Source organism: Burkholderia sp. Ax-1724, assembly GCF_011752995.1.
Classification (GTDB): Bacteria; Pseudomonadota; Gammaproteobacteria; order Burkholderiales; family Burkholderiaceae; genus Paraburkholderia.
In genome coordinates this window covers 76,346-96,758 of the sequence record NZ_VWWL01000025.1, presented here as the reverse complement: position 1 = coordinate 96,758, position 20,413 = coordinate 76,346, and the positions used below count along the sequence as shown (strand labels likewise).

The 20,413-nt window shown below is 65.0% G+C and carries 23 protein-coding genes; 18 read left to right on the top strand and 5 right to left on the bottom strand.

The window, feature by feature from the left end:
* Nucleotides 1-148: 148 nt before the first annotated feature.
* Complete coding sequence (locus tag F3J19_RS26645; RefSeq protein ID WP_167048425.1) at nt 149-709, top strand: O-acetyl-ADP-ribose deacetylase; 561 nt, start codon at nt 149-151, stop codon at nt 707-709.
* On the opposite strand, the gene trmL is transcribed toward F3J19_RS26645, so the two are convergent.
* Both trmL and F3J19_RS26635 read right to left on the bottom strand, forming a co-directional pair.
* A complete protein-coding gene (gene trmL, locus F3J19_RS26640; protein ID WP_167048423.1) occupies nt 682-1,152 on the bottom strand; it encodes a tRNA (uridine(34)/cytosine(34)/5-carboxymethylaminomethyluridine(34)-2'-O)-methyltransferase TrmL in 471 nt (156 codons plus the stop codon). The genes F3J19_RS26645 and trmL overlap by 28 nt on opposite strands.
* Before the next feature lie 18 nt (nt 1,153-1,170).
* The gene (locus F3J19_RS26635) at nt 1,171-1,956 is read right to left on the bottom strand and encodes a ComF family protein (protein WP_167048421.1); all 786 of its coding nucleotides are present in this window, start codon (nt 1,954-1,956) and stop codon (nt 1,171-1,173) included.
* Nucleotides 1,957-2,039: 83 nt separating this feature from the next.
* Between F3J19_RS26635 and F3J19_RS26630 the strand changes: the two genes are divergently transcribed.
* From F3J19_RS26630 to F3J19_RS26600, 8 genes are all read left to right on the top strand, one after another.
* Nucleotides 2,040-3,005 (top strand): methyltransferase domain-containing protein, encoded by a 966-nt coding sequence (locus F3J19_RS26630; RefSeq protein WP_167048419.1) that lies wholly within the window; start codon nt 2,040-2,042, stop codon nt 3,003-3,005.
* Between the two features lie 526 nt (nt 3,006-3,531).
* A complete protein-coding gene (locus tag F3J19_RS26625; protein WP_167048465.1) occupies nt 3,532-4,008 on the top strand; it encodes a DUF2244 domain-containing protein in 477 nt (158 codons plus the stop codon).
* Nucleotides 4,009-4,078: 70 nt separating this feature from the next.
* Nucleotides 4,079-5,692, top strand: a complete 1,614-nt coding sequence (coxB, locus tag F3J19_RS26620) for a cytochrome c oxidase subunit II (RefSeq protein WP_167048417.1) — start codon at nt 4,079-4,081, stop codon at nt 5,690-5,692.
* Between the two features lie 44 nt (nt 5,693-5,736).
* Nucleotides 5,737-7,350, top strand: a complete 1,614-nt coding sequence (ctaD, locus tag F3J19_RS26615) for a cytochrome c oxidase subunit I (protein WP_167048415.1) — start codon at nt 5,737-5,739, stop codon at nt 7,348-7,350.
* Between the two features lie 117 nt (nt 7,351-7,467).
* The gene (locus tag F3J19_RS32795) at nt 7,468-7,602 is read left to right on the top strand and encodes a cytochrome oxidase small assembly protein (RefSeq protein ID WP_240159255.1); all 135 of its coding nucleotides are present in this window, start codon (nt 7,468-7,470) and stop codon (nt 7,600-7,602) included.
* A 69-nt stretch (nt 7,603-7,671) separates the two neighbouring features.
* Nucleotides 7,672-8,286, top strand: coding sequence for a cytochrome c oxidase assembly protein (locus F3J19_RS26610; protein WP_167048413.1), 615 nt, complete (start codon nt 7,672-7,674; stop codon nt 8,284-8,286).
* A 43-nt stretch (nt 8,287-8,329) separates the two neighbouring features.
* A complete protein-coding gene (locus tag F3J19_RS26605) occupies nt 8,330-8,539 on the top strand; it encodes a DUF2970 domain-containing protein (RefSeq protein ID WP_167048412.1) in 210 nt (69 codons plus the stop codon).
* Between the two features lie 110 nt (nt 8,540-8,649).
* Nucleotides 8,650-9,507 (top strand): cytochrome c oxidase subunit 3, encoded by an 858-nt coding sequence (locus F3J19_RS26600; protein ID WP_167048410.1) that lies wholly within the window; start codon nt 8,650-8,652, stop codon nt 9,505-9,507.
* A 328-nt stretch (nt 9,508-9,835) separates the two neighbouring features.
* Here the strand turns inward: F3J19_RS26600 and F3J19_RS26595 are convergent, their stop codons facing one another.
* Entirely contained in the window at nt 9,836-10,045 is a 210-nt protein-coding gene (locus tag F3J19_RS26595) for a twin transmembrane helix small protein (RefSeq protein WP_008921867.1), read from the bottom strand.
* Nucleotides 10,046-10,156: 111 nt separating this feature from the next.
* On the opposite strand from F3J19_RS26595, the gene F3J19_RS26590 reads away from it, so the two are divergent.
* The 5 genes from F3J19_RS26590 (at nt 10,157) to F3J19_RS26570 (ending at nt 14,453) form a co-directional block, all read left to right on the top strand.
* Nucleotides 10,157-10,873 (top strand): SURF1 family protein, encoded by a 717-nt coding sequence (locus F3J19_RS26590; RefSeq protein WP_167048408.1) that lies wholly within the window; start codon nt 10,157-10,159, stop codon nt 10,871-10,873.
* Between the two features lie 252 nt (nt 10,874-11,125).
* Nucleotides 11,126-11,788: a cytochrome C oxidase subunit I gene (locus F3J19_RS26585; RefSeq protein WP_167048406.1), complete on the top strand. Its 663-nt coding sequence runs from the start codon at nt 11,126-11,128 to the stop codon at nt 11,786-11,788.
* A 22-nt stretch (nt 11,789-11,810) separates the two neighbouring features.
* On the top strand, nt 11,811-12,920 hold the full coding sequence (locus F3J19_RS26580; protein WP_167048404.1) for a COX15/CtaA family protein: 1,110 nt from the start codon (nt 11,811-11,813) through the stop codon (nt 12,918-12,920).
* A 5-nt stretch (nt 12,921-12,925) separates the two neighbouring features.
* Nucleotides 12,926-13,831 (top strand): heme o synthase, encoded by a 906-nt coding sequence (gene cyoE / locus F3J19_RS26575; protein WP_167048402.1) that lies wholly within the window; start codon nt 12,926-12,928, stop codon nt 13,829-13,831.
* A 4-nt stretch (nt 13,832-13,835) separates the two neighbouring features.
* Complete coding sequence (locus F3J19_RS26570; RefSeq protein ID WP_167048400.1) at nt 13,836-14,453, top strand: SCO family protein; 618 nt, start codon at nt 13,836-13,838, stop codon at nt 14,451-14,453.
* Nucleotides 14,454-14,641: 188 nt separating this feature from the next.
* On the opposite strand, the gene F3J19_RS26565 is transcribed toward F3J19_RS26570, so the two are convergent.
* Entirely contained in the window at nt 14,642-14,932 is a 291-nt protein-coding gene (locus F3J19_RS26565; protein ID WP_167048398.1) for a YciI family protein, read from the bottom strand.
* A 354-nt stretch (nt 14,933-15,286) separates the two neighbouring features.
* Here F3J19_RS26565 and F3J19_RS26560 point away from each other — a divergent pair, with 354 nt between their 5' ends.
* Nucleotides 15,287-16,099 carry a MetQ/NlpA family ABC transporter substrate-binding protein gene (locus F3J19_RS26560; protein WP_167048396.1) on the top strand — a complete coding sequence of 271 codons (813 nt, stop codon included), beginning with the start codon at nt 15,287-15,289 and terminating at the stop codon, nt 16,097-16,099.
* Nucleotides 16,100-16,171: 72 nt separating this feature from the next.
* On the opposite strand, the gene F3J19_RS26555 is transcribed toward F3J19_RS26560, so the two are convergent.
* Entirely contained in the window at nt 16,172-17,098 is a 927-nt protein-coding gene (locus F3J19_RS26555) for a bifunctional helix-turn-helix transcriptional regulator/GNAT family N-acetyltransferase (protein WP_167048394.1), read from the bottom strand.
* 371 nt (nt 17,099-17,469) lie between these two features.
* On the opposite strand from F3J19_RS26555, the gene F3J19_RS26550 reads away from it, so the two are divergent.
* The 3 genes from F3J19_RS26550 (at nt 17,470) to F3J19_RS26540 (ending at nt 20,395) form a co-directional block, all read left to right on the top strand.
* Complete coding sequence (locus F3J19_RS26550) at nt 17,470-18,204, top strand: GntR family transcriptional regulator (protein WP_167048392.1); 735 nt, start codon at nt 17,470-17,472, stop codon at nt 18,202-18,204.
* 87 nt (nt 18,205-18,291) lie between these two features.
* On the top strand, nt 18,292-19,395 hold the full coding sequence (gene nagA / locus F3J19_RS26545; RefSeq protein ID WP_167048390.1) for an N-acetylglucosamine-6-phosphate deacetylase: 1,104 nt from the start codon (nt 18,292-18,294) through the stop codon (nt 19,393-19,395).
* The gene (locus tag F3J19_RS26540) at nt 19,379-20,395 is read left to right on the top strand and encodes an SIS domain-containing protein (RefSeq protein WP_205193257.1); all 1,017 of its coding nucleotides are present in this window, start codon (nt 19,379-19,381) and stop codon (nt 20,393-20,395) included. The genes nagA and F3J19_RS26540 overlap by 17 nt, the downstream gene beginning before the upstream one ends.
* Nucleotides 20,396-20,413 lie beyond the last annotated feature (18 nt).

The window sequence follows — 20,413 nt, the reverse complement described above, 5'->3', positions numbered from 1 at the left end:
TATTCGCCATATTTGCCGTCTCCCACCGTCCATTGGCCGGCCGTTTGGCGCGAGCCGCTTCGTGAATCGCCTCGCGAATCGCCGTTGAACGGCGGCCCCGCCTCGCTGTCCACCTTGTTATAAGAAGGCCCGGATCAGCGAGGTTCCCATGCCCACCTTCAATCTCAGTCACGGAAATTGCTCGCTCGAAGCGCGCGTGGTCGACATCACGACGCTCGCGGTCGATGCAATCGTCAACGCCGCGAATACGTCGCTGCTCGGCGGCGGCGGCGTGGATGGCGCGATTCATTGCGCGGCCGGCGGGGACCTGCTGCGCGAGTGCGAAACGCTCGGCGGTTGCGCGACCGGCGACGCGAAACTCACCGCGGGCTACCACCTGCCCGCGAAGCACGTGATTCACGCGGTCGGTCCGGTATGGCGCGGCGGCGCGCATGGCGAAGCCGATCTGCTCGCCTCGTGCTATCAGCGCTCGCTCGAAGTCGCGCGCGATGCGCATTGCGTGAGCATCGCGTTTCCGGCGATCAGTTGCGGCATCTATCGCTTTCCCGCCGACGAGGCTGTGCGCATCGCCATCGCGACCGTGCTTGCCATGTTGCCGCGCACGCCGCGCATCGGCGAAGTGGTGTTCGCCTGTTTCGACGACGCCATGTTCGCGCGCTACGCGGCCGAACTCGCGCGCCGTCAGGCGCCGCCTTCGAAGCCGGCCTGACGCCACGCTTCGAACACGACGACCGCAACCGTGTTCGACAGATTCAGGCTGCGGTTGCCGGGGCGCATCGGCAGACGCACGCGCTGCTCGTTCGGAAAGCGTTCGAGCAGCGCATCGGGCAGGCCACGCGTTTCCGCGCCGAACACGAACCAGTCGCCGGGACGGAACGCATGGTCGTGAAAGCGGCCCGAGCCGCGCGTCGTGAACGCGAACATGCGCGCGAGGTCCGGCGTTTCTTTTGCGATGAACGCGTCCCAATCGGCATGCACATGCATTTGCGCGTACTCGTGATAGTCGAGGCCGGCGCGACGCATTTTCGCGTCGTCGAGCGGAAAGCCGAGCGGCTCGATCAGATGCAGCCGCGCACCGGTGTTCGCGCACAGGCGGATCACATTGCCGGTGTTCGGCGGAATTTCGGGTTCTACGAGAACGACGTTGAACATGACTGGACCACGTGGAGACTAGTTTTTGGGGGTGCGTAGCGCGACGAAGTTCGTGACCCGCCGTGCGCCCGCGGCCTTCAGCGTATGCGCGAGCGCTTCGAGCGTGGCGCCGCTCGTCATCACATCGTCGACGATGCCGACATGCAGGCCGCGCACCGCATGCGCGACACGAAACGCGTGGCTGACGTTTTGCCGGCGCGCCTCGAGATCGAGCCGCGACTGCGGGGCGGTGTCGAGCGTTCGTTGCAGCAAGGTGGCGTCGCTGCGCACGCCGAGCGCGCGGGCGAGCGGCCTGGCGATCTGCCACGCCTGGTTGTAGCCGCGTTTCGCGAGACGGCGGCCGGCCAGCGGCACGGGCGCGATCACGTCGGGATGGCCGGCGGCATGCGCCGAGGCATCTTGCGCGAGCCGTGCGAGGCGTCGCGCGAACTCGCGTGCAAGCATCAGACGCGCGCGGAACTTGAGGCCAACCGCGAGCGTGTCGAGCGGCGCGCGATAGTCGGCGAGCGCGAAGCTCGCGTCGAACGGCGGCGGCGCGGCCACGCAAGCAGCGCAGCGATACTGCGCGCGAGCGGCCCAGCGCGTGGCCGGCAGCGGCACCGCGCAGACCGTGCAGCGCAGGCGGCTTTCGTTCCAGTAGGCGGCGTCGCAACCCTCGCACAACGTCTTATGCGACAAATTGCCGCATAACGCGCAAAGGTTCGGCAAGAGCGCGTGCAACGCGCGCGGCCATGCCGAATGCGCGCCTTTCGAAAGACGCGCGAGGTGATTGCGACAGGACGAAGAAAATGACTGGAATTGCACGAGTGGGCGGCTGCGAAAGCCTTTCAAGCTGAATGCCGGGAAACGAACGAGTATACTTCGAGCTCTACGCCAGCACGACACTCATGTCCCCAACATCCGCTCAATCTGGCCGTCCGGCCTATGATTCCCGGCGCCTCAGGCGTATTTTCGACCGCCGCGCCGCAACCTTCGACGAGGTGGCTTTCCTGCCGCGCGAGATCGCGCAACGCATGAACGAGCGTCTCGATTACATCAAGGTGGCGCCGGCGAGCGTGCTCGATGCGGGCTGCGGCGCGGGCGAAGACATCCCCGCCTTGCGCGAGCGCTTTCCCGAGGCGCCGGTGTTCGGCTCCGATCTGTCGCACGGCATGCTCAGGCGCGCGCTGCGTCACGATGCCGGCGACACGAGCTGGCGGCGCTTCCTGCCGGCCTCGCTCGGCAAGGCGCTCGGCGCGCGCGGTCCGCGCTTCGCGCAGGCCGACTTCTCTGCGCTGCCGTTCGCGGCCGGCGCATTCGAATTCATCTGGTCCAATCTCGCGCTGCACTGGCATTCGCGGCCCGATCTCGTGTTTCCCGAATGGCAGCGCGTGCTCAAGGTGAACGGCCTGCTGATGTTCAGCACGCTCGGCCCCGACACGCTCAAGGAGTTGCGCGGCGCCTACGCCGAGATCGAGGCTGCGCACGGCGTCGCGTCGCGCAAGCATGTGATCGACTTCGTCGACATGCACGATCTCGGCGACATGCTCGTCGAAGCCGGCTTCGAGATTCCGGTAATGGACCAGGAAACGCTCACGATCACCTACAAGTCGCCCGAGTCGCTGCTCGCGGACGTGCGCCGCTGGGGCGCATATCCGTTCGAGCGCGAGACGCTGCCGGGTGCCGTCGCGCGCAGGCTGCACAAGGCTCTCCTCGCGGCGCTCGAAGCGCGCCGGCGCGCCGACGGCACGATCGCGCTGACCTTCGAGGTGATCTACGGGCATGCATGGAAAGCGGTGCCGCGCACCACGGCCGAGGGCCATGGCATCGTGCGCATCGAGGACATCGGACGCGGTTCGGGCAAGCGCCGTTAGCGGATGGCCGGCGCGTTGGCGGCGTTTTGCCTGTGTCTTGCCGGCGTCTTGCCTGTACTTGCCGGTGGAGCACAGGCCGCTTGCCGGCCTGTCGTTAGCACGTTGCGCGGCGGTTGTCGACCGGTGCTTTGGCCCATTTGCAGAGGGGTTGCCGACGCGGTAAAGAGGACATCTGTTATGCCTGAGATTTGCCTTTCGAAAGAGCCGCAAAAGGCTGGGCAAAATGGCGCTAAGGCTTGTCGCGCCTGGCTTGCGGGGCAATCGGGGCTTGCTTGTGGATGCCATGGATCGCGCCTATAATGCGTCAGTTTGTCGCCCGGAGTTCCCACCTCCGCGGCGGTAAGCCGAGGGCGCAAGACGGCAGCATGAAGTGACGCGGTAGGGGTTGGAGCGGTCGCAAGCGGTGGCGAAAGTCGTCGCGAAGATGCGCGGCGTGCACGGCAAAAGCGGCGGCCGCGGGAAGCATCCGGGCAGTAGAGGAAGTAGAAGAAGGCGGACCGGAAGCAGCGATTCGCAGGAGGCAGCGATGGGTGCATCAGATCATCTGCTGGCGGATTCGGAGCCCGTCCTCAAGGACTGGACCATGAAGCGCAACTGTTCGATCTCGCCGCGGCAGTTTGTCTGCCTGTACGTGTCGCTTGCGTTGTTCTCGCTGGCAATTGCTTTCATGCTGGTTCTGGTCGGCGCCTGGCTGGTGCTGCCGTTCACCGGAATCGAGTTGCTGGCGGTAGGTATCGCGTTTGCAATATATGCGCGTCATGCTGTCGATTACGAGCGCATCCGGTTGTTTCCTGGCCGGCTCGTGATCGAGCAGGTCAGCGCCGAGCAGATTACGCAGTTCGAATTCAATCCGCGCTGGGTGCGGATCGAGCCGGGTGCAACGCCGCGCGACCAGATCAAGCTGGTCTCGCGCGGGCAGACGATCATGATCGGGCAACATCTCGCGCAGAATCGGCGCGCGCAGTTCGCAGGCGAGCTGCGGATGTGGCTGGCACGCTGTTAGGTAGTGCCGGACACGCGGCGTTCAAGGGGGCGCGCGCGAGACACGCTGCCAGCGGGGTCGATGGGTTTGAATGGAAAATTTGGGTAAGGAAGCTATGAAAACAATCAAGCGAGCGCTCACGAGCGTGCTGGCGACGAGCGGACTGCTTTTCGCCGGTGCCGCCCTGGCAGTGGGCGATGCTCCTGGCGGCCCAGCCGTCAACGCGATCAATCTCCAGCCGCCTGCAACGAGAATCGCCGAGGAGCTGTTCAGCCTGCACATGTTCATGCTGGCGCTTTGCACGGTGATTTTCGTCGGCGTGTTCGGGGTGATGTTCTATTCGATCTTTGCCCACCGCAAATCGAAAGGCCACAAGGCATCCCATTTCCACGAAAGCACCACCGTCGAAATCATCTGGACGATCGTGCCGTTCGTCATCGTCGTGCTGATGGCGCTGCCCGCCACCAAGGCCGTCGTCGCGATGAAGGACACCTCGAACGCCGACCTCACGATCAAGGTCACCGGCTACCAGTGGAAGTGGGGCTACGACTACGTGAAGGGTCCGGGCGAGGGCATCAGCTTCCTGTCCACGCTCGCCACGCCGCGCGCCGAGACCGAGGGCCGCGAGCCGATCTCCACGCTCTATCTGCAGGAAGTCGATAACCCGCTCGTGGTGCCCGTCGACAAGAAAATCCGCATCATCACCACCGCGAACGACGTGGTCCACTCCTGGTACGTGCCGGCCTTCGGTGTGAAGCAGGACGCGATCCCGGGCTTCGTGCGCGACACGTGGTTCAAGGCTAACCGCACCGGCACGTTCCGCGGCTTCTGTACCGAGCTGTGCGGCAAGGAACACGCGTTCATGCCGGTCGTCGTCGAGGTGCTGTCGGCCGACGACTACGCGAAGTGGGTCGAGGTGCAGCAGAAGAAAATGGCCGCTGGCCAGGACGATCCGAACAGGACCTACACGATGGCCGAGCTGATGGAGCGCGGCGGCAAGGTCTACGCGGCGAACTGCGCGGTCTGCCACCAGCCGACCGGCAAGGGCGCGGGCGTATTCCCGGCGCTCGACGGCAGCAAGATCGCCAACGGCCCGATCGCCGATCACGTGAGCCTCGTGCTCAAGGGCAAGAACGCCATGCCTTCGTGGGCGCCGACGCTGAACGACGTCGAAATCGCCTCGGTCATCACCTACGAACGCAACTCGTGGGGCAACCACACGGGCGACATTCTCCAGCCGAAGCAGGTGGCCGACGCGCGCAACGGCAAGCTGCCGGAAGGCGGCAACCATCTGGCCGACGCGGGTGCCGCGGCCTCGGGTGCGGAAGCGGCGTCCGCGCCGGCTGCCTCGGGCAACGACGCAGCGGCCGCCACGGATAGCGCGGCGGCCACGCTGCCGGCGAACGTCTACTTCGAGACCGGCAAGAGCACGCTGCCGGCCGACGCGAAAGCGGCGGTCGAGGCGGCCGCGGCCTACGCGAAGGCGCATCCGGATGCGAAATTCACGCTGTCGGGCTTTACCGACGCCACCGGTTCGGCCGATCTGAACGCGAAGCTCGCGAAGGATCGTGCGCAAGCCGTGCGCGACGCACTGAAAGCAGCCGGCATTGCCGAAGACCATATTATTTTGAAGAAGCCGGAAACGATCACCGGCGGCACCGACGCGAAGGAAGCCCGGCGCGTTCAGATCAGCCCGGCAGCCTGACGTGTTCATGGTCAGCACCGCAGAATTCGCTTTAGGAGATTGTCATGTCTAGCATCGGACACGATGTAGTCGCGGGCCACGAGCACGTGCACGGCGACCATGCCCACGAAACGCCGCACGGCTGGCGCCGCTGGCTGTTCGCCACCAACCACAAGGACATCGGTACGCTGTACCTGATCTTCTCGTTCACCATGTTCCTGTCCGGGGGCGTGATGGCGCTGATGATCCGTGCCGAGCTGTTCGAGCCGGGTCTGCAGATCATGCGTCCCGAGTTCTTCAACCAGTTGACCACCATGCACGGACTGATCATGGTGTTCGGCGCGATCATGCCGGCCTTCGTCGGCTTCGCGAACTGGATGGTGCCGCTGCAGATCGGCGCGTCGGACATGGCCTTCGCGCGCATGAACAACTTCAGCTTCTGGCTGCTGCCGGTCGCGGCCGTGCTGCTGGTCGGCTCGTTCTTCGCGCCGGGCGGCGCGACCGCCGCGGGCTGGACGCTCTACGCACCGCTTTCCACGCAGATGGGCCCGGGCATGGACTTCGCGATTTTCGCGATCCACCTGATGGGTGCGTCGTCGATCATGGGCGGTATCAACATCGTCGTGACGATCCTGAACATGCGCGCCCCCGGCCTCACGCTGATGAAGATGCCGATGTTCGTGTGGACCTGGCTCATCACCGCGTACCTGCTGATCGCCGTGATGCCGGTTCTGGCGGGCGCGATCACGATGGTGCTGTTCGACCGCCACTTCGGCACGTCGTTCTTCAACGCGGCGGGCGGCGGCGACCCGGTCATGTACCAGCACATCTTCTGGTTCTTCGGGCACCCCGAGGTGTACATCATGATCTTGCCGGCGTTCGGGATCGTCTCGCAGGTGATCCCGGCGTTCTCGCGCAAGCCGCTGTTCGGCTATAGCTCGATGGTGTACGCAACGGCGTCGATCGCGATCCTGTCGTTCATGGTCTGGGCACACCACATGTTCGTGACCGGCATGCCGGTGACGGGCCAGCTGTTCTTCATGTACGCGACGATGCTGATCGCGGTGCCGACCGGCGTGAAGGTGTTCAACTGGGTCGCGACGATGTGGCGCGGTTCGCTCTCCTTCGAAACGCCGATGCTGTTCGCGGTGGGCTTCCTGATCGTGTTCACGTTCGGCGGCCTGTCGGGTCTGATGCTCGCGATGGCACCGCTCGACATCCAGTATCACGGTACTTATTTCGTGGTCGCGCACTTCCATTACGTGCTGGTGGCGGGGTCGCTATTCGCGCTGTTCTCGGGGTGGTACTACTGGTCGCCGAAGTGGACCGGCTGGATGTACAACGAAACGCGCGGCAAGATCCACTTCTGGGCGTCGATGTTCTTCTTCAACCTCGCGTTCCTGCCGATGCACTTCGTCGGTCTCGCGGGCATGCCGCGTCGTTATGCCGACTACCCGGCGCAGTTCACCGACTGGAACCAGGTCATCTCGATCGGCGCGTTCGGCTTCGGTCTCTCGCAGGTGTACTTCCTGTTCGCGGTGGCGCTGCCGGCTTACCGTGGCGGTGGCGAGCACGTGGAAGCGGGCGACAAGCCGTGGGACGGCGCAACGGGTCTCGAGTGGACCGTGCCGAGCCCGGCACCGTTCCATACGTTCGAGCATCCGCCGACCGTCGAGTAAGCCTCTTCCGAAGTGCCGGATTCCGGCGGCGCGGCATGCCGCTCTGGAACCCGGCGCTTCGTGAGGCCGCCATGTGGGCGGCCTCGTCAGTGACGAACCGTATTCAGACAATCGAGCATGACGCGCAATCCAGAGGGAAGACGTACGCCGGAGCAGATTCGCGCGGGCAACAGGCGGATAGGGTTGGTGATGTTCGCGGTCGCGGCGCTGTTTTTCGTGAGCGTCATCGTCAAGCAGTGCTGGTTTAGCTGACTGTTTGGGTGGGCGCAGGCTGACGGCCGCGGCCGTTGAAGTCTGCTTGCAGGTTTGTTGAGGATTCGAATGTCGACGCAAACGCCGGCTCCGGCCGACCGCTCTTTCAACCGTTTGATGCTGGTCAAGCTGTTCGTCGTCGCCGTGATGATGTTCGGTTTCGGTTTCGCGCTGGTGCCGATGTATCGCGCGATCTGCCAGGTGACCGGCATCAACAACCTCGTGCAGCGCGATGTTTCGGTGCGCGAGGCGAAGAATACGCAGGTCGACATGAGCCGCACGATTTCGATCGAATTCGATGCGAACGCGCGCGGTCCGCTCGGTTTCTGGCCGGAGCAGCGCAGCCTCGACGTGCATCCGGGGGAAGTGACGACGGTGATGTACGACGTGAGCAACGAACAGGCGCGCACGATTCACGCGCAAGCCATTCCGAGCTACGCGCCGAAGCAGGCGACCGAGTACTTCAGGAAGATCGAGTGTTTCTGCTTCACGCAGCAGACGTTGAATGCGAACGAGAGCAAGCGGATGCCGGTGGTGTTCGTGGTCGATCCGAAGTTGCCGAAGGATGTGAAAACGATCACGCTGTCGTACACGTTCTTCGAATTGAATACGCCGGCGGCGGCGAGCACGGACGACGCGGCGCCGAAGGCGGAAGCGCAGACTGCTTCCGCGAAGCCGGTCTGATGCGGGTGCGACGGCGCAAGCCGCAGATGAAGGACGAGGTGAGATGAGCGATAACGGCGGCAGCCCGCGCAAGAGCAGTTTCGGTCAGTCGATGCGTGCTGTGTTCTGGTCGTTTTTCGGCGTGCGCAGGCGCCGCGATCTGGAAGCGGATGCCACGCAACTCAATCCGCTGCATGTGATCGTGGCGGCGTTGATCGGCGCGGCGATTTTGATCGGTGTGCTGATTCTCGTCGTGCATGCGGTCGTCGGGTAGGGCAACGGCAGCGAAGCCCACGAATTAGAGAGAAGCGGTGCGGTATCGACGCGCCGCCGAAGATACAGCCGGAGATTCCGGAACAACTGGACTGAAGTGGAGAATCAAGAATGAGCGGTCAAAACGAGAGCCCGTACTATTTCGTACCGCATCCGTCGCGGCATCCGATCAGCGCCGCTGCCGGATTGCTGGTCATGCTTGGATCGCTTGCGGCCTGGATCAACGAACACACGTGGGCGCCGCTCGGCGTGCTCGTCGGTTTGCTGTGGCTGCTCTTTACGCTGTGGCACTGGTTCGGCGACGCGATCGCCGAATCGGAAGGCGGCATGTACGGCAAGAACGTCGACCGCTCGTACCGCTGGAGCATGAGCTGGTTCATCTTCTCCGAAGTGATGTTCTTCGGCGCTTTCTTCGGCGCGCTCTTCTATGCGCGTGAAATCGCGCTGCATCAGTTGGGCAGCCTCGACTTCAAGCTGATCTGGCCGGATTTCTCGGCGGTGTGGCCGAACAACGGTCCCGCGAACCTGGTGTCGACCTACAAGTCGATGCAGCCGTGGCCGGTGCCGACCATCAACACGGCACTGCTGCTGTCCTCGGGAGCGACACTGACGGTTTCGCACCATGCGCTGCGCGACAACCATCGCAAGAAGGCGATCGCCTGGCTGGCCGCGACGCTCGTGTTTGGTGTGTGCTTCCTGTTCCTGCAGGGCTTCGAATATTTCCACGCGTACAACGAACTGAATCTGACGCTCGCCTCGGGCATCTACGGTTCGACGTTCTTCCTGCTGACGGGCTTCCACGGCTTCCACGTGTTCCTCGGCGGCACGATGCTCGCGGTGGTGCTGGTGCGTCTGATTCGCGGCCACTTCACGCCCGAACATCACTTTGCGTTCGAAGGCGCGGCCTGGTATTGGCACTTCGTCGACGTCGTGTGGCTCGGTCTGTACGTCGTCGTGTACTGGCTGTAACGCAGTCGGGCTCGCGCATACCGCTTGGCCGGATGTGCGCGGGCCGTTGGCGCAACGTCTATCGGGCGGCGCGCACGAGCAGTAGGCAAGGATCTGTGCAGCGCCGCCCTCGACCTGTCAGGGCGGCGTTTTGTTTGGCGGTGCGGAAAATGTATCGCTGACGTTCGTGGCCTGAGCGGTGACCAGAGCGGTCCGAAACCTGAAGCGCCGGGTTCAAGGCCCGGAGTCAATGCGTAGGATCGGCGAACCCGCTTGCGCGAAGCAGCCCCGGCAGATCAGGCGCTGGCGTATGAGCGGTTCACACTACGCCGGTTTGGGCCGGCGAGGCTCAGCGCCCGTACGGAATACCGGTCGACTGGATCCAGCCCATCCAGTGCGCGAACAGGATGAACAGGAACAGCGAAATCGACAGGCCTACTCGCGTGGCGAGCGACCAGACCATCCGCTTGGTCTTGCCTTTGTCGTGCATCATGAAATACAGCGCCGACACCATGCTGGCGATGATCAGAGCAAAGGCGATGGGAACGATAATGTGCATGGAACCAACTGAAACGGGAAAGCGCAGTGGCAAGACAGACATTATCGCACCGCATGCGGGCATTCGCCGGGGCTTGCCGGTGACTCGCGACACATCGCCGGAGCGCATGCAATGAAGTTTCGCCTGATTCCCGCGCTGCTGATCCTGCTGGTCGTCGTCGTGACGGTGCGGCTCGGCTTCTGGCAACGCGACCGCGCGCATCAGAAGGAAGCGCTCGAGGCGCGCATCACGCAATTCGAAAACGCGCCCGCATTGCCGGTGAGCGCCGCGCCGCTCGCGCTGAAGGACATCGAATTTCACCGCGTGAAAGCGCGTGGCAGTTTCGTCGCGGACAAGGTCGTGTACCTCGATAATCGTCCGTATAACGATCAGCCGGGCTTCTATGTCGTCATGCCTTTTAAACTGGACGACGGCGGCTACGTGCTGGTCAATCGCGGCTGGCTGCCGCGCAACATGAGCAATCGCGAGACCATCGCGCCGTACGCGACGCCGCAAGGCGAGGTCCAGATCGAAGGGATCGCGCGGGCCGATGCGTCGCGCGCGTTCGAGTTGGGGCAGGGCGGTTCGGCCGCGCATCAACTGATCCGGCAGAATCTCGAGGTCGCCGCGTATGCTGCGGAAACCGGGCTGCCGCTGCAATCGTTCGTGATCCAGCAAACGAGCGACGATGGCGACAAGCTGGTGCGCGACTGGCCCGCGCCGACCACCGGCGTCGAGCGCAACTACGGCTACATGTTCCAGTGGTGGGGCATGGCCGTCGCGGCGCTCGGGTTTGGTTTGTACGCCGCGCGTCGCGCGGCGCGAAAGGAGCACGCGCCGGGTACGTAGCGTGGCGTACGCGCTGCGCTCGGGTAGCCGGGGCGAAAAGAAGCGCGTCCGAGGTGGCGGGGCGCGTGGCCGCAGCGGGGCGCGAGCGAAGCCCGCGTGCGGTAAAGGCGGAGTAAAGGTGAAGCAAAGGCGGGGCAAGCGCCGAGCAAGCGCACCGTCCCCGCCCGGCCGGGACGGCCGCCGGTGCCGGACAACTCCGCGATGACCGGCCCGGGCAAACCGCGAAATCATTGAAACAGAAGAGGTTCTGCAGTGTCGACTCAAACCCCCCGTTCGCCGCGCGGCGGCCATCCCGCTGCCGCGAAAGCGATCCCCGGTCAACCGAACGGACCGGGCTCGTGGCGGCGCGGCCGCTGGATTCTGCTGCTGCTGGTAATCATCGGCGCGGCGCCGATCGCCGTGTCGTATTTCATGTACTACGTGGTCAAGCCGACTGGCGGCAGCACGAGCTACGGCACGCTGATCGAGCCGCAGCGGCCGATCCCCGGCTCGCTCGTGGTCACGGGCGAGGACGGCAAGCCGCTCAAGCTCGAATCGCTGCGCGGCCGCTGGCTGATGATCTCGGTCGACGGCAGCGCGTGCGACAAGGCGTGCGTCACGAAGCTCTACTTCATGCGGCAAATCCGCGCAGCGCAGGGCCCGGAACGCGAGCGCGTCGTGGAAGTGTGGCTGCGCACCGATGCAGGCAAGGTCGCCGACGTGATACAAACGGCCTACCCCGACACCACCATGCTGATCGCCGATCCGGCGCAGGTGGCCGCATGGCTGCCCGTCGACACCGGCACGCAAGTGACCGACCACATCTTCATGGTCGATCCGAACGGCAATCTGATGATGCGTTTCCCGAAAGACGCGAACCCGAGCAAGATCAAGGGTGACGTGACCAAACTGCTCAAATGGTCGAGCATCGGCTGATGCCGCAACCAGGGTAAAAAAGATGTTCGTATTGCAACTGGCTCTGATCGGCCTGTGTATCGCGTTGTTGCCGCTGTCCTACGTGTGGGCCAAGGCCGACGACAACAAATTCCGCAAGCTGGTCTGGCTCACCACCTTCCTCACGCTCGATCTGGTGATGTTCGGCGGCTTCACGCGCCTCACCGATTCGGGCCTCGGCTGCCCGGACTGGCCCGGCTGCTACGGCACGTCGTCGCCGTTCATCGCGCACGCGGCGATTTCCGCCGCCTATCGGGCGATGCCGACCGGGCCCGTCAGCATGACGAAGGCGTGGATCGAAATGATCCACCGCTATTTCGCGATGGCAATCGGCGTGCTGATCATCGCGCAGACGGTCATCGCGTGGACCGCGAGCATCAAGCGCCGGCCGCTGCACGTGTCGCCGTGGTGGCCGACCTCGCTGCTGCTGCTGATTCTCGTGCAGGGCGCGTTCGGCGCATGGACCGTGACGCTGAAGCTGCAACCGGTCATCGTGACGACGCATCTGCTGCTCGGCCTTGCGCTGCTCGGCACGCTCGGCTGGCTGGCCGCGCGGCTCACGCCGCTGCCGGCCGATGAGCCCGAGACCGCGCGCTGGCGCGCGGCGGCGCTGGCCGGTCTCGCGCTGCTGGTGCTGCAGATCGCGCTCGGCGGCTGGGTCAGCACGAATTACGCGGTGCTCGCCTGCACCGACTTCCCGACCTGCAACGGCCAATGGATTCCGCCGATGGACTTCGCGCACGGCTTCCACCTGTGGCGCGCGCTCGGCATGACGGGCGACGGCGACGTCATCACGCAGGACGCGCTCGTCGCGATTCATTGGACGCACCGCACCTTCGCGTTCGTCGTGATCGCCTATCTCGTGTGGTTCGCGCTGAAAATGCGCCGCTTCGAATCGCTGCGCCGGCCCGCGAACGGCGTGCTGCTCGTCGTGCTGATCCAGTTCATCACCGGGCTGTCGAACATCGTGCTGCAGTGGCCGTTGCCGATTGCCGTCGCCCATAATGGCGGCGCCGCGATCCTGCTGCTGCTGCTCGTTATGTTAAACTTTCGGATCGCTTATAGCCGTCCCGGCCGCGCCGTGCTCCCAGCGCGCGATGCCGCGCCAGCGTGACCCACATGGACAGCACAACACTCTCCCAGACTCCCGGCAACCGGGTTTCCCAATACCTCGCCCTGACGAAGCCGCGCGTCACGCAACTCGCCGTGTTCTGCGCCGTCATCGGCATGTTCCTGGCGACGCCCGGCATGGTCCCGTGGACCGTGCTGATCGGCGGCACCGTCGGCATCTGGCTGCTGGCCGGCGCCGCGTTCGCCATCAACTGCCTCGTCGAGCAGCAGATTGACGCCAAGATGCGCCGCACCTCGTGGCGCCCGTCCGCGCGCGGCGAAATCACGACTCCGCAGATCCTGCTGTTCTCGGCCGTGCTCGGCGGCCTCGGCATGTGGACGCTGTACACGTTCGCCAATCCGCTGACCATGTGGCTGACGCTCGCCACCTTCGTCGGCTATGCGGTCATCTATACGCTGTTGCTGAAGCCGGCCACGCCGCAGAACATCGTGATCGGCGGCGCCTCGGGCGCGATGCCGCCGGCGCTCGGCTGGGCCGCAGTCACGGGCCACGTGCCCGGCGACGCGTGGATTCTCGTGCTGATCATCTTCGTGTGGACGCCGCCGCATTTCTGGGCGCTCGCGCTCTACCGCCGCAAGGACTACGAAAACGCTGGCCTGCCGATGCTGCCGAACACGCACGGCGAACAGTACACGCGCCTGCATATCCTGCTTTACACGGTGATCCTGTTCGCGGTCACGCTCATGCCGTTCATCTCCGGCATGAGCGGCGTTGTGTATCTCGCGTCGGCGGTGCTGCTAGGCGCCGTGTTTCTCGCCTATGCGTGGAAGATCTACCGGGCGTATTCGGACGATCTCGCGCGCAGAACCTTTCGTTACTCGATCGTCTATCTGTCGCTGCTGTTCGCCGCGCTACTGATCGACCACTATGCGCGCGTCGTGATCGGCGCGTAACACCATGTTCAAGAACCGCTTTGCGCGCGTCGCGCGCGCCGCTGCGATGGCCTGCGCGCTCGGCGGCATGCTGCTCGCGGCGGGTTGCGGCAAGCAGCCGCCCGCCTTCTCGAATGTCGACATCACCGGCAACACGCAATTCGCGAGCGATTTCTCGTTGCCCGATACCTCGGGCAAGATCCGCACGCTCGCGGACTACAAGGGCAAGGTCGTGGTGCTGTTCTTCGGCTACACGCATTGCCCCGACGTCTGCCCGACGACGATGGCCGAACTGTCGCAGGCGTTGCAGCAGCTCGGTCCGGAAGACGCGAAGCGCGTGCAGGTGCTGTTCGTCACCGTCGATCCCGAGCGCGATACGCCGCAGTTGCTCGCGCAATATACGTCGGCGTTCGATCCGGGCTTCGTCGGCCTGCGTCCGGCCAGCGAGGAGCAACTCGCCAAGGTCGCGAAGGCCTTCCGCGTCTACTACGCGAAGGTGCCGGGCAAGACGCCCGACAGCTACACGATGGACCACACGGCCGCGAGCTACGTGTTCGACACGGACGGCAAGCTGCGTCTGTTCGCGCGCGACGGTCAGGGTGCGACGCCGTGGGTGCACGACATCAAGCTGCTGCTCGACTGAGGCCATACGTCGAGGCAGCGGCCGGGTTGGCGGCGATATCGCGTGTGATGATGCGGCGCACTTTCTGCGCGAACCGTTCGTGCAGCGCTCATGCGCCGTTCATGTGCCCTTCATGAGCTTCTCATGCACCCTCGCGTGCTCTCTCATGCACCCCTCGCGCCTGCCCGGCGATCCCTTCCACGTAACGCTCAGTCCGGTACCGGGAAGTTGATCCCCGGCGCGAGACGCGTCGTCTTGAACTCCGTCACCTCGTAGCGCGCGAGCTTCTGCTCGGCGAACGGATCGCTCGCGAGAATCCGCTCCAGCCTGTCCCGGTCGATGCGCACCGCGAGGATGATGCCGCCGTCGCGCGGCACCTTCGGCCCGGCCGCGACGAAGATGCCCGCGTCGAACTGCCGGGCGAGGAAGGCGCGATGCGCGTCGAGCGCGTCGTCGATACGGTCGAGCGGGGCGGTGTAGATCAGGTTGATGACGTACATGAGGTTCTCGCAACAGGCAATGGAGTCGGGCCGCTCGTGTCGGGCTGGCGCATGTGCGCAACGAGTTCGTCACGATGACGGTGCGCATCTGCGCGCATATTCGCGGCCACGGCCTTGAATTATCGGCTACCCGCCGCCGCGCCACGCGCATTTCACGCACGCCAGCCTCTCGCCGCCAACCCGCCCGGCGCACCGCCGCATAACCATATGCGATCAGGGTATTTCCCAACCCCGCGGCCATATGAGACCATTCCGGGTTTCGTCGGCGACGCGCCCGCAAGGGCCGGTGCATCGCCCGTCTTTCATCCGGATCTGACACCGGTCAGAGAACCGAACAGCAACAGCGAGAACCCCATGCAGCGCAGAAACATCCTGAAAGCTCTCACCGCGGTCGTCGCCGGCGCGGCATTCCTGACCAGCCTCGGCGCCCACGCCGACGACAAGGTCATCAAGGTCGGCACGATCGGCGGTCCGGACGCGCAGGTCTGGGAAGTCGTCACCAAGGTCGCGAAGCGGGAAGGCCTGAACGTGAAGGTCATCGAATTCAACGACTACATCCAGCCGAACGCCGCGCTCGACGCCGGCGACCTCGACGCCAACAGCTTCCAGCACCAGCCGTACCTCGACAGTCAGATCAAGCAGCGTGGCTACAAGCTCGTCAGCGCGGGTCTCACCTATATCTCGCCGCTCGGCGCGTATTCGAAGAAGCTCAAATCGCTGAAGGATCTGCCGCAGGGCGCGAAGATCGCGGTGCCGAACGATCCGTCGAACGAAAACCGCGCGCTGTTGCTGCTGCAATCGCAAGGCCTGATCAAGCTGAAGGACGGCTCGGCCACGGGCGGCAATAACGCGACGCCGCTCGACGTCGTCGACAATCCGAAGAAGATCAAGTTCGTCGAACTCGACGCCGCGCAACTGCCGCGCTCGCTCGCGGACGTCGACGCCGCCGTCATCAACACGAACTTCGCGCTGGCCGCCGGCCTTCAGCCGACCAAAGACGCGATCGCGCTCGAAGACATCCACAGCCCCTACGCGAACCTGATCGCGGTGCGCGCTAAGGACAAGGATCAGCCGTGGGTCAAGAAGCTGGTCGCGGCATATCAGTCGGAAGACGTGCGCCAGTTCATCAAGACGCAGTTCAAGGGCTCGATGGTGCCGTCGTTCTAAGCGACGCATCTCCGGCCTGGCGAGGCGCGGCGCGACACTGGTCGTGCCGCGCCTTTTCTTTTGCGGCCGTGGCTAGAGCTCCAGCTCCCATCGTTCGAGCGTCAGATCGCGGCCGAAACGGTGCGTGTCCACGGCACTGGTCAGCACGAAGCCCATGCGCTCGCAGAGCCGCCGCGGTTCCGCCAACGCGCTCGCGGTGGCGAGCGTGAGTTTCGTATAACCGGCCCGTCGCGCGAAACGCACGCATTCGCTGAGCAGCTGAGTGCCGATGCCGAAGCGCCGCATGTCCGGTTCGACCCACAGCAAACGCACGCTCGCCACCGTCGTCGATACGCCGACGATGCATGCCGAGCCGGTCACGAGACCGTCCTGTTCGGCGATCCAGCATTGCTCGCGCAGCGGATCGTTGCGCTGCGCGTACTCGGCGACCACCCGCGCGAGCAATCCTTCGAATGTCTGATCCCAGCCGTATTGCGCGGCGAACCACTGGGCCTGCCGATGCACGAGCCAGCCGCATTCGCCGGCGTGCGGCGGGCGCAGCACGACGAGTTCGTGCCTGGGCCGCTCGCGCAGCAGGCGCTCGATCAGCCTCATCGCGCCAATCAGTTGCTGCTGCGAGTGCATGTCGAGCCGGTCGAGCAGGGCCAGCGCGTCCTGCGTGGCGGCGGCGTCGAGCGGCGCGTAGGTCGCATGGCCGTGCTCGGTGAGCGCGATCAGCGATTGGCGCGCGTCGGTGTCGGATGGGCGGCGCGTAATCAGATTGCGCCGTTCGAAACTGGTCAGCAGGCGGCTCAGATAGCCACTGTCGAGACCGAGCGCGCGGCTCAGCGCCGACGCGGTTTGCGTGTGTTCGCGAGAAAGCTCGTGAAGCACGCGTACCTCGGTCAGCGAGAACCCGCTTTTCGTCAGGCGCTCATGCAGGGCGCCAATGTACAGGGTATAGAAGCGATTGAAATGGCGGACGGCGTGAGCGCGCCGCTGCGCCTCGGAATCTGTCAAGTGCGGCTCCCCGGGACCTTTTTGGGATTGGTACACGGCCACTATATTGGAACGCCCGCGGCGAGCAAAGCCGTCACGCCACGGGTGGATCGAAACTGGTATTAAACAGGTATCGATCAGACTGCTTTTTCGAGCCCGGCGAAAGTCAGGTAAGCATCCGCTGGTATGGTTCCAACCACCGGATACGGGTAAATCCCGATCTCCCAATTCGTCTCGAAACACCGCTCCAATCGGCCTCTGAGCCTTATCCGACAAGGCTTTGCCACGTACTATACCAGCATGGGACCAGTTAATTGATTGGTATTATGTTGGTTATATAATGGGCTCTCATTTTTCCGGGCCGCACTGCTCGCGGCGTCTCCTGGAGCCCCATGGAAACTCGCTGGTCCGCATTGATGCCTGACGTGCACAACGTCACGCCGCTCTACCTGCAGCTCGCGCGCAACCTGACGACGGCGATCCATTGCGGCGTCTGGTCGGCCGGCGAGGCGCTGCCGTCGGAACGCACCTTGTCGGATGCGATCGGCGTGTCGCGCATCACCGCGCGCAAGGCGATCGAGCTGCTGGTCGAGCAGGGCCTGATCCGGCGCTCGCGCGGCGCGGGCAGCTTCATCACGCCGCGCGTCGAAGACCCGCTGTCGCGTCTCACCGGCTTCACGAAGAAGATGCAGCAGCGCGGTTTCCGTCCGGATTCGGTGTGGCTCGAGCGCGACGTGCGCGCTGCCAATCGCGACGAACTGCTGCATCTCGGCCTGTCGCCGGGGGCGGCCGTCACGAGCCTGCGGCGGCTGCGGCGCGCGGACGGCATCGTGATGGCGGTCGAGCATTCGGCGCTGCCGGTCGCGATCGTGCCGGACCCGCAGGCGATCGGCGATTCGCTCTACAGCTATCTGGAGCAGCACGGCGTGGCGGTCGTGCGCGCGTTGCAGCACTTCCGCGCGGTCAACGCGTCGAGCGAAATCGCCGCGCTGATGGACATCGAATCGCGCACGGCGCTGCTGGTCATTACGCGCATCGGCTATAGCGCGGACCAGCGTGCGATCGAACTGACCGACACCTATTGTCGCGACGACTACTACGACTTCGTCGCCGAACTGCGCACCTGAAGCGCGTATCCGGGCGGCGCGGCTTGCTAGGGCCGCGAGCCGGGGCACACGAATTTGCTGCATACGTATCACGCACCAGAGAGACTCATGCTGACCGGAAACATACTCACCACCGACGGGTGGATTCACGGCACGCTCGAATACGAAAACGGCCGTATCACGGCACTGACCGGCGAGCGCGCCGATCCGTCGACGAACGACGCGCCCTACATCCTGCCCGGCTTCATCGACCTGCACGTGCACGGCGGCGGCGGCTCCGACGTGATGGAAGCCGGCGACGCGATCGAAACGATCACGCGCACGCATGCGCGCCACGGCACGACGAGCCTGCTCGCGACCACGATGACCGCGCCGCGCGAGGAGCTGATGAGCGTGGTCGCCGGGCTCGGCAACGTCACGCGGGTGCGCACGCCGGGCGGCGCGCGCGTGCTCGGGGTGCATCTGGAAGGGCCGTACATCAACCCCGGCAAGCTCGGCGCGCAGCCGGACGCGGCCGTGTCGGCGGTGATGGACGAGGTGCTCAAGTATCTGTCGATCGCACCGATTCGCGTCGTCACGCTCGCGCCCGAGATCGCCGGCCATATGGAGATCATCTCCGAGATGGCGGCGCGCGGCGTGCGCGTGCAGCTCGGCCATTCGCTCGGCACCTACGACGACGCCGTCGCCGCGCTCAAGCACGGCGCGTGCGGCTTCACGCACCTGTTCAACGCGATGTCGCCGCTGCATCACCGCAACCCCGGCCTCGTCGGCGCGGCGCTCGCGCATGCCGAATACGCCGAAATCATTCCCGATCTGCTGCACGTCCATCCGGGCGCGATCCGCGCCGCGCTGCGTGCGATTCCGCGTCTCTACGTGGTGACGGACAGCACCTCGGCCACCGGCATGCCCGACGGCGAATACCGCCTCGGCAGCCAGCACGTGACCAAGTGCCTGGGCGGCGTGCGTCTCGCCGACGGCACGCTTGCGGGCAGCACGCTGACGATGGATCAGGCGCTGCGCAATCTTGTTTCGATCGGCTTGCCGATCGCCGATGTATCACACCGTTTGTCGCGCTATGCCGCCGACTATCTCGGCATCGAAGACCGCGGCCGTATCGCGCGCGGCGCGTGGGCCGACGTGGTCGTGTTCGATCGCGAACTGACCTTGACCGCGACTTACGTCGAAGGAGAAGCCATTGTCGAATATGCTTAAAGAAGCGCTCGCGTCCGCCGGGACGGTCGCCGCGCAACTCGAGGACACCTCGCGCGTCGCGGCGCTCGCCGCGACGCTCGCGCAACAGCCGCGCCACGTCGCATTGACGGTCGCGCGCGGCAGTTCGGACCACGCCGCCAGTTACTTCGCCTCGCTGACGATGAGCCGCCTCGGCGTGCCGGTCGCGTCGCTGCCGATGTCGGTCGCGACGTTGCAGCAGGCGCCGTTGCAGGTGCGCGACCAGCTTGCGCTCGCGTTCTCGCAATCGGGCAAGAGCCCGGACCTTGTCGGCACGATGAACGCGTTGCGCAATGCTGGGGCGTTGACGGTCGCCGCCGTGAACGCGCCGGCGTCGCCGCTCGCGGATGCGTGCGAGTGGCATCTGCCGCTCGTCGCCGGTCCCGAACTGAGCGTCGCCGCGACCAAGAGCTATATCGCGATGCTGTCGATTTCCGCGCAACTGGTCGCGCATTGGCAGAACGACGCCGAACTGCTCGACGCGCTGAACACGCTGCCCGAGGCGCTGGAGCGCGCGGGCCGGCTCGACTGGTCGATGGCCGTGAACGAACTGCGCGGCATCGAACGGATGATCGTGATCGGCCGGGGCCTCGGTCTCGCGATCGCGCAGGAAGCCGCGCTGAAGCTGAAGGAAACCTCGGGCATCCAGGCCGAAGCGTTTTCGAGCGCGGAAGTGCGTCACGGTCCGATGGAGCTGATCGATCGCGACTATCCGCTACTCGTGTTCGCGCCGCGCGGACCGGAGCAGGCGGGCCTCCTGCAACTCGCGCACGACATGCGCGCGCGCGGCGCGCGCGTGCTGCTCGCCGCGCCCGACGACGTGGCCGACGCGTCGCTGCCGCTTGTTTCAACCGCACACGCGGCGCTCGATCCGATCGCCGCGATCCTGTCCTTTTACGTGATGGCCGCGGACCTTGCCGCCGCGCGCGGGCGCAATCCCGATGCGCCGCGCCATCTCAACAAAGTCACCGAAACTCACTGACGAGAATGCAGATGCGAC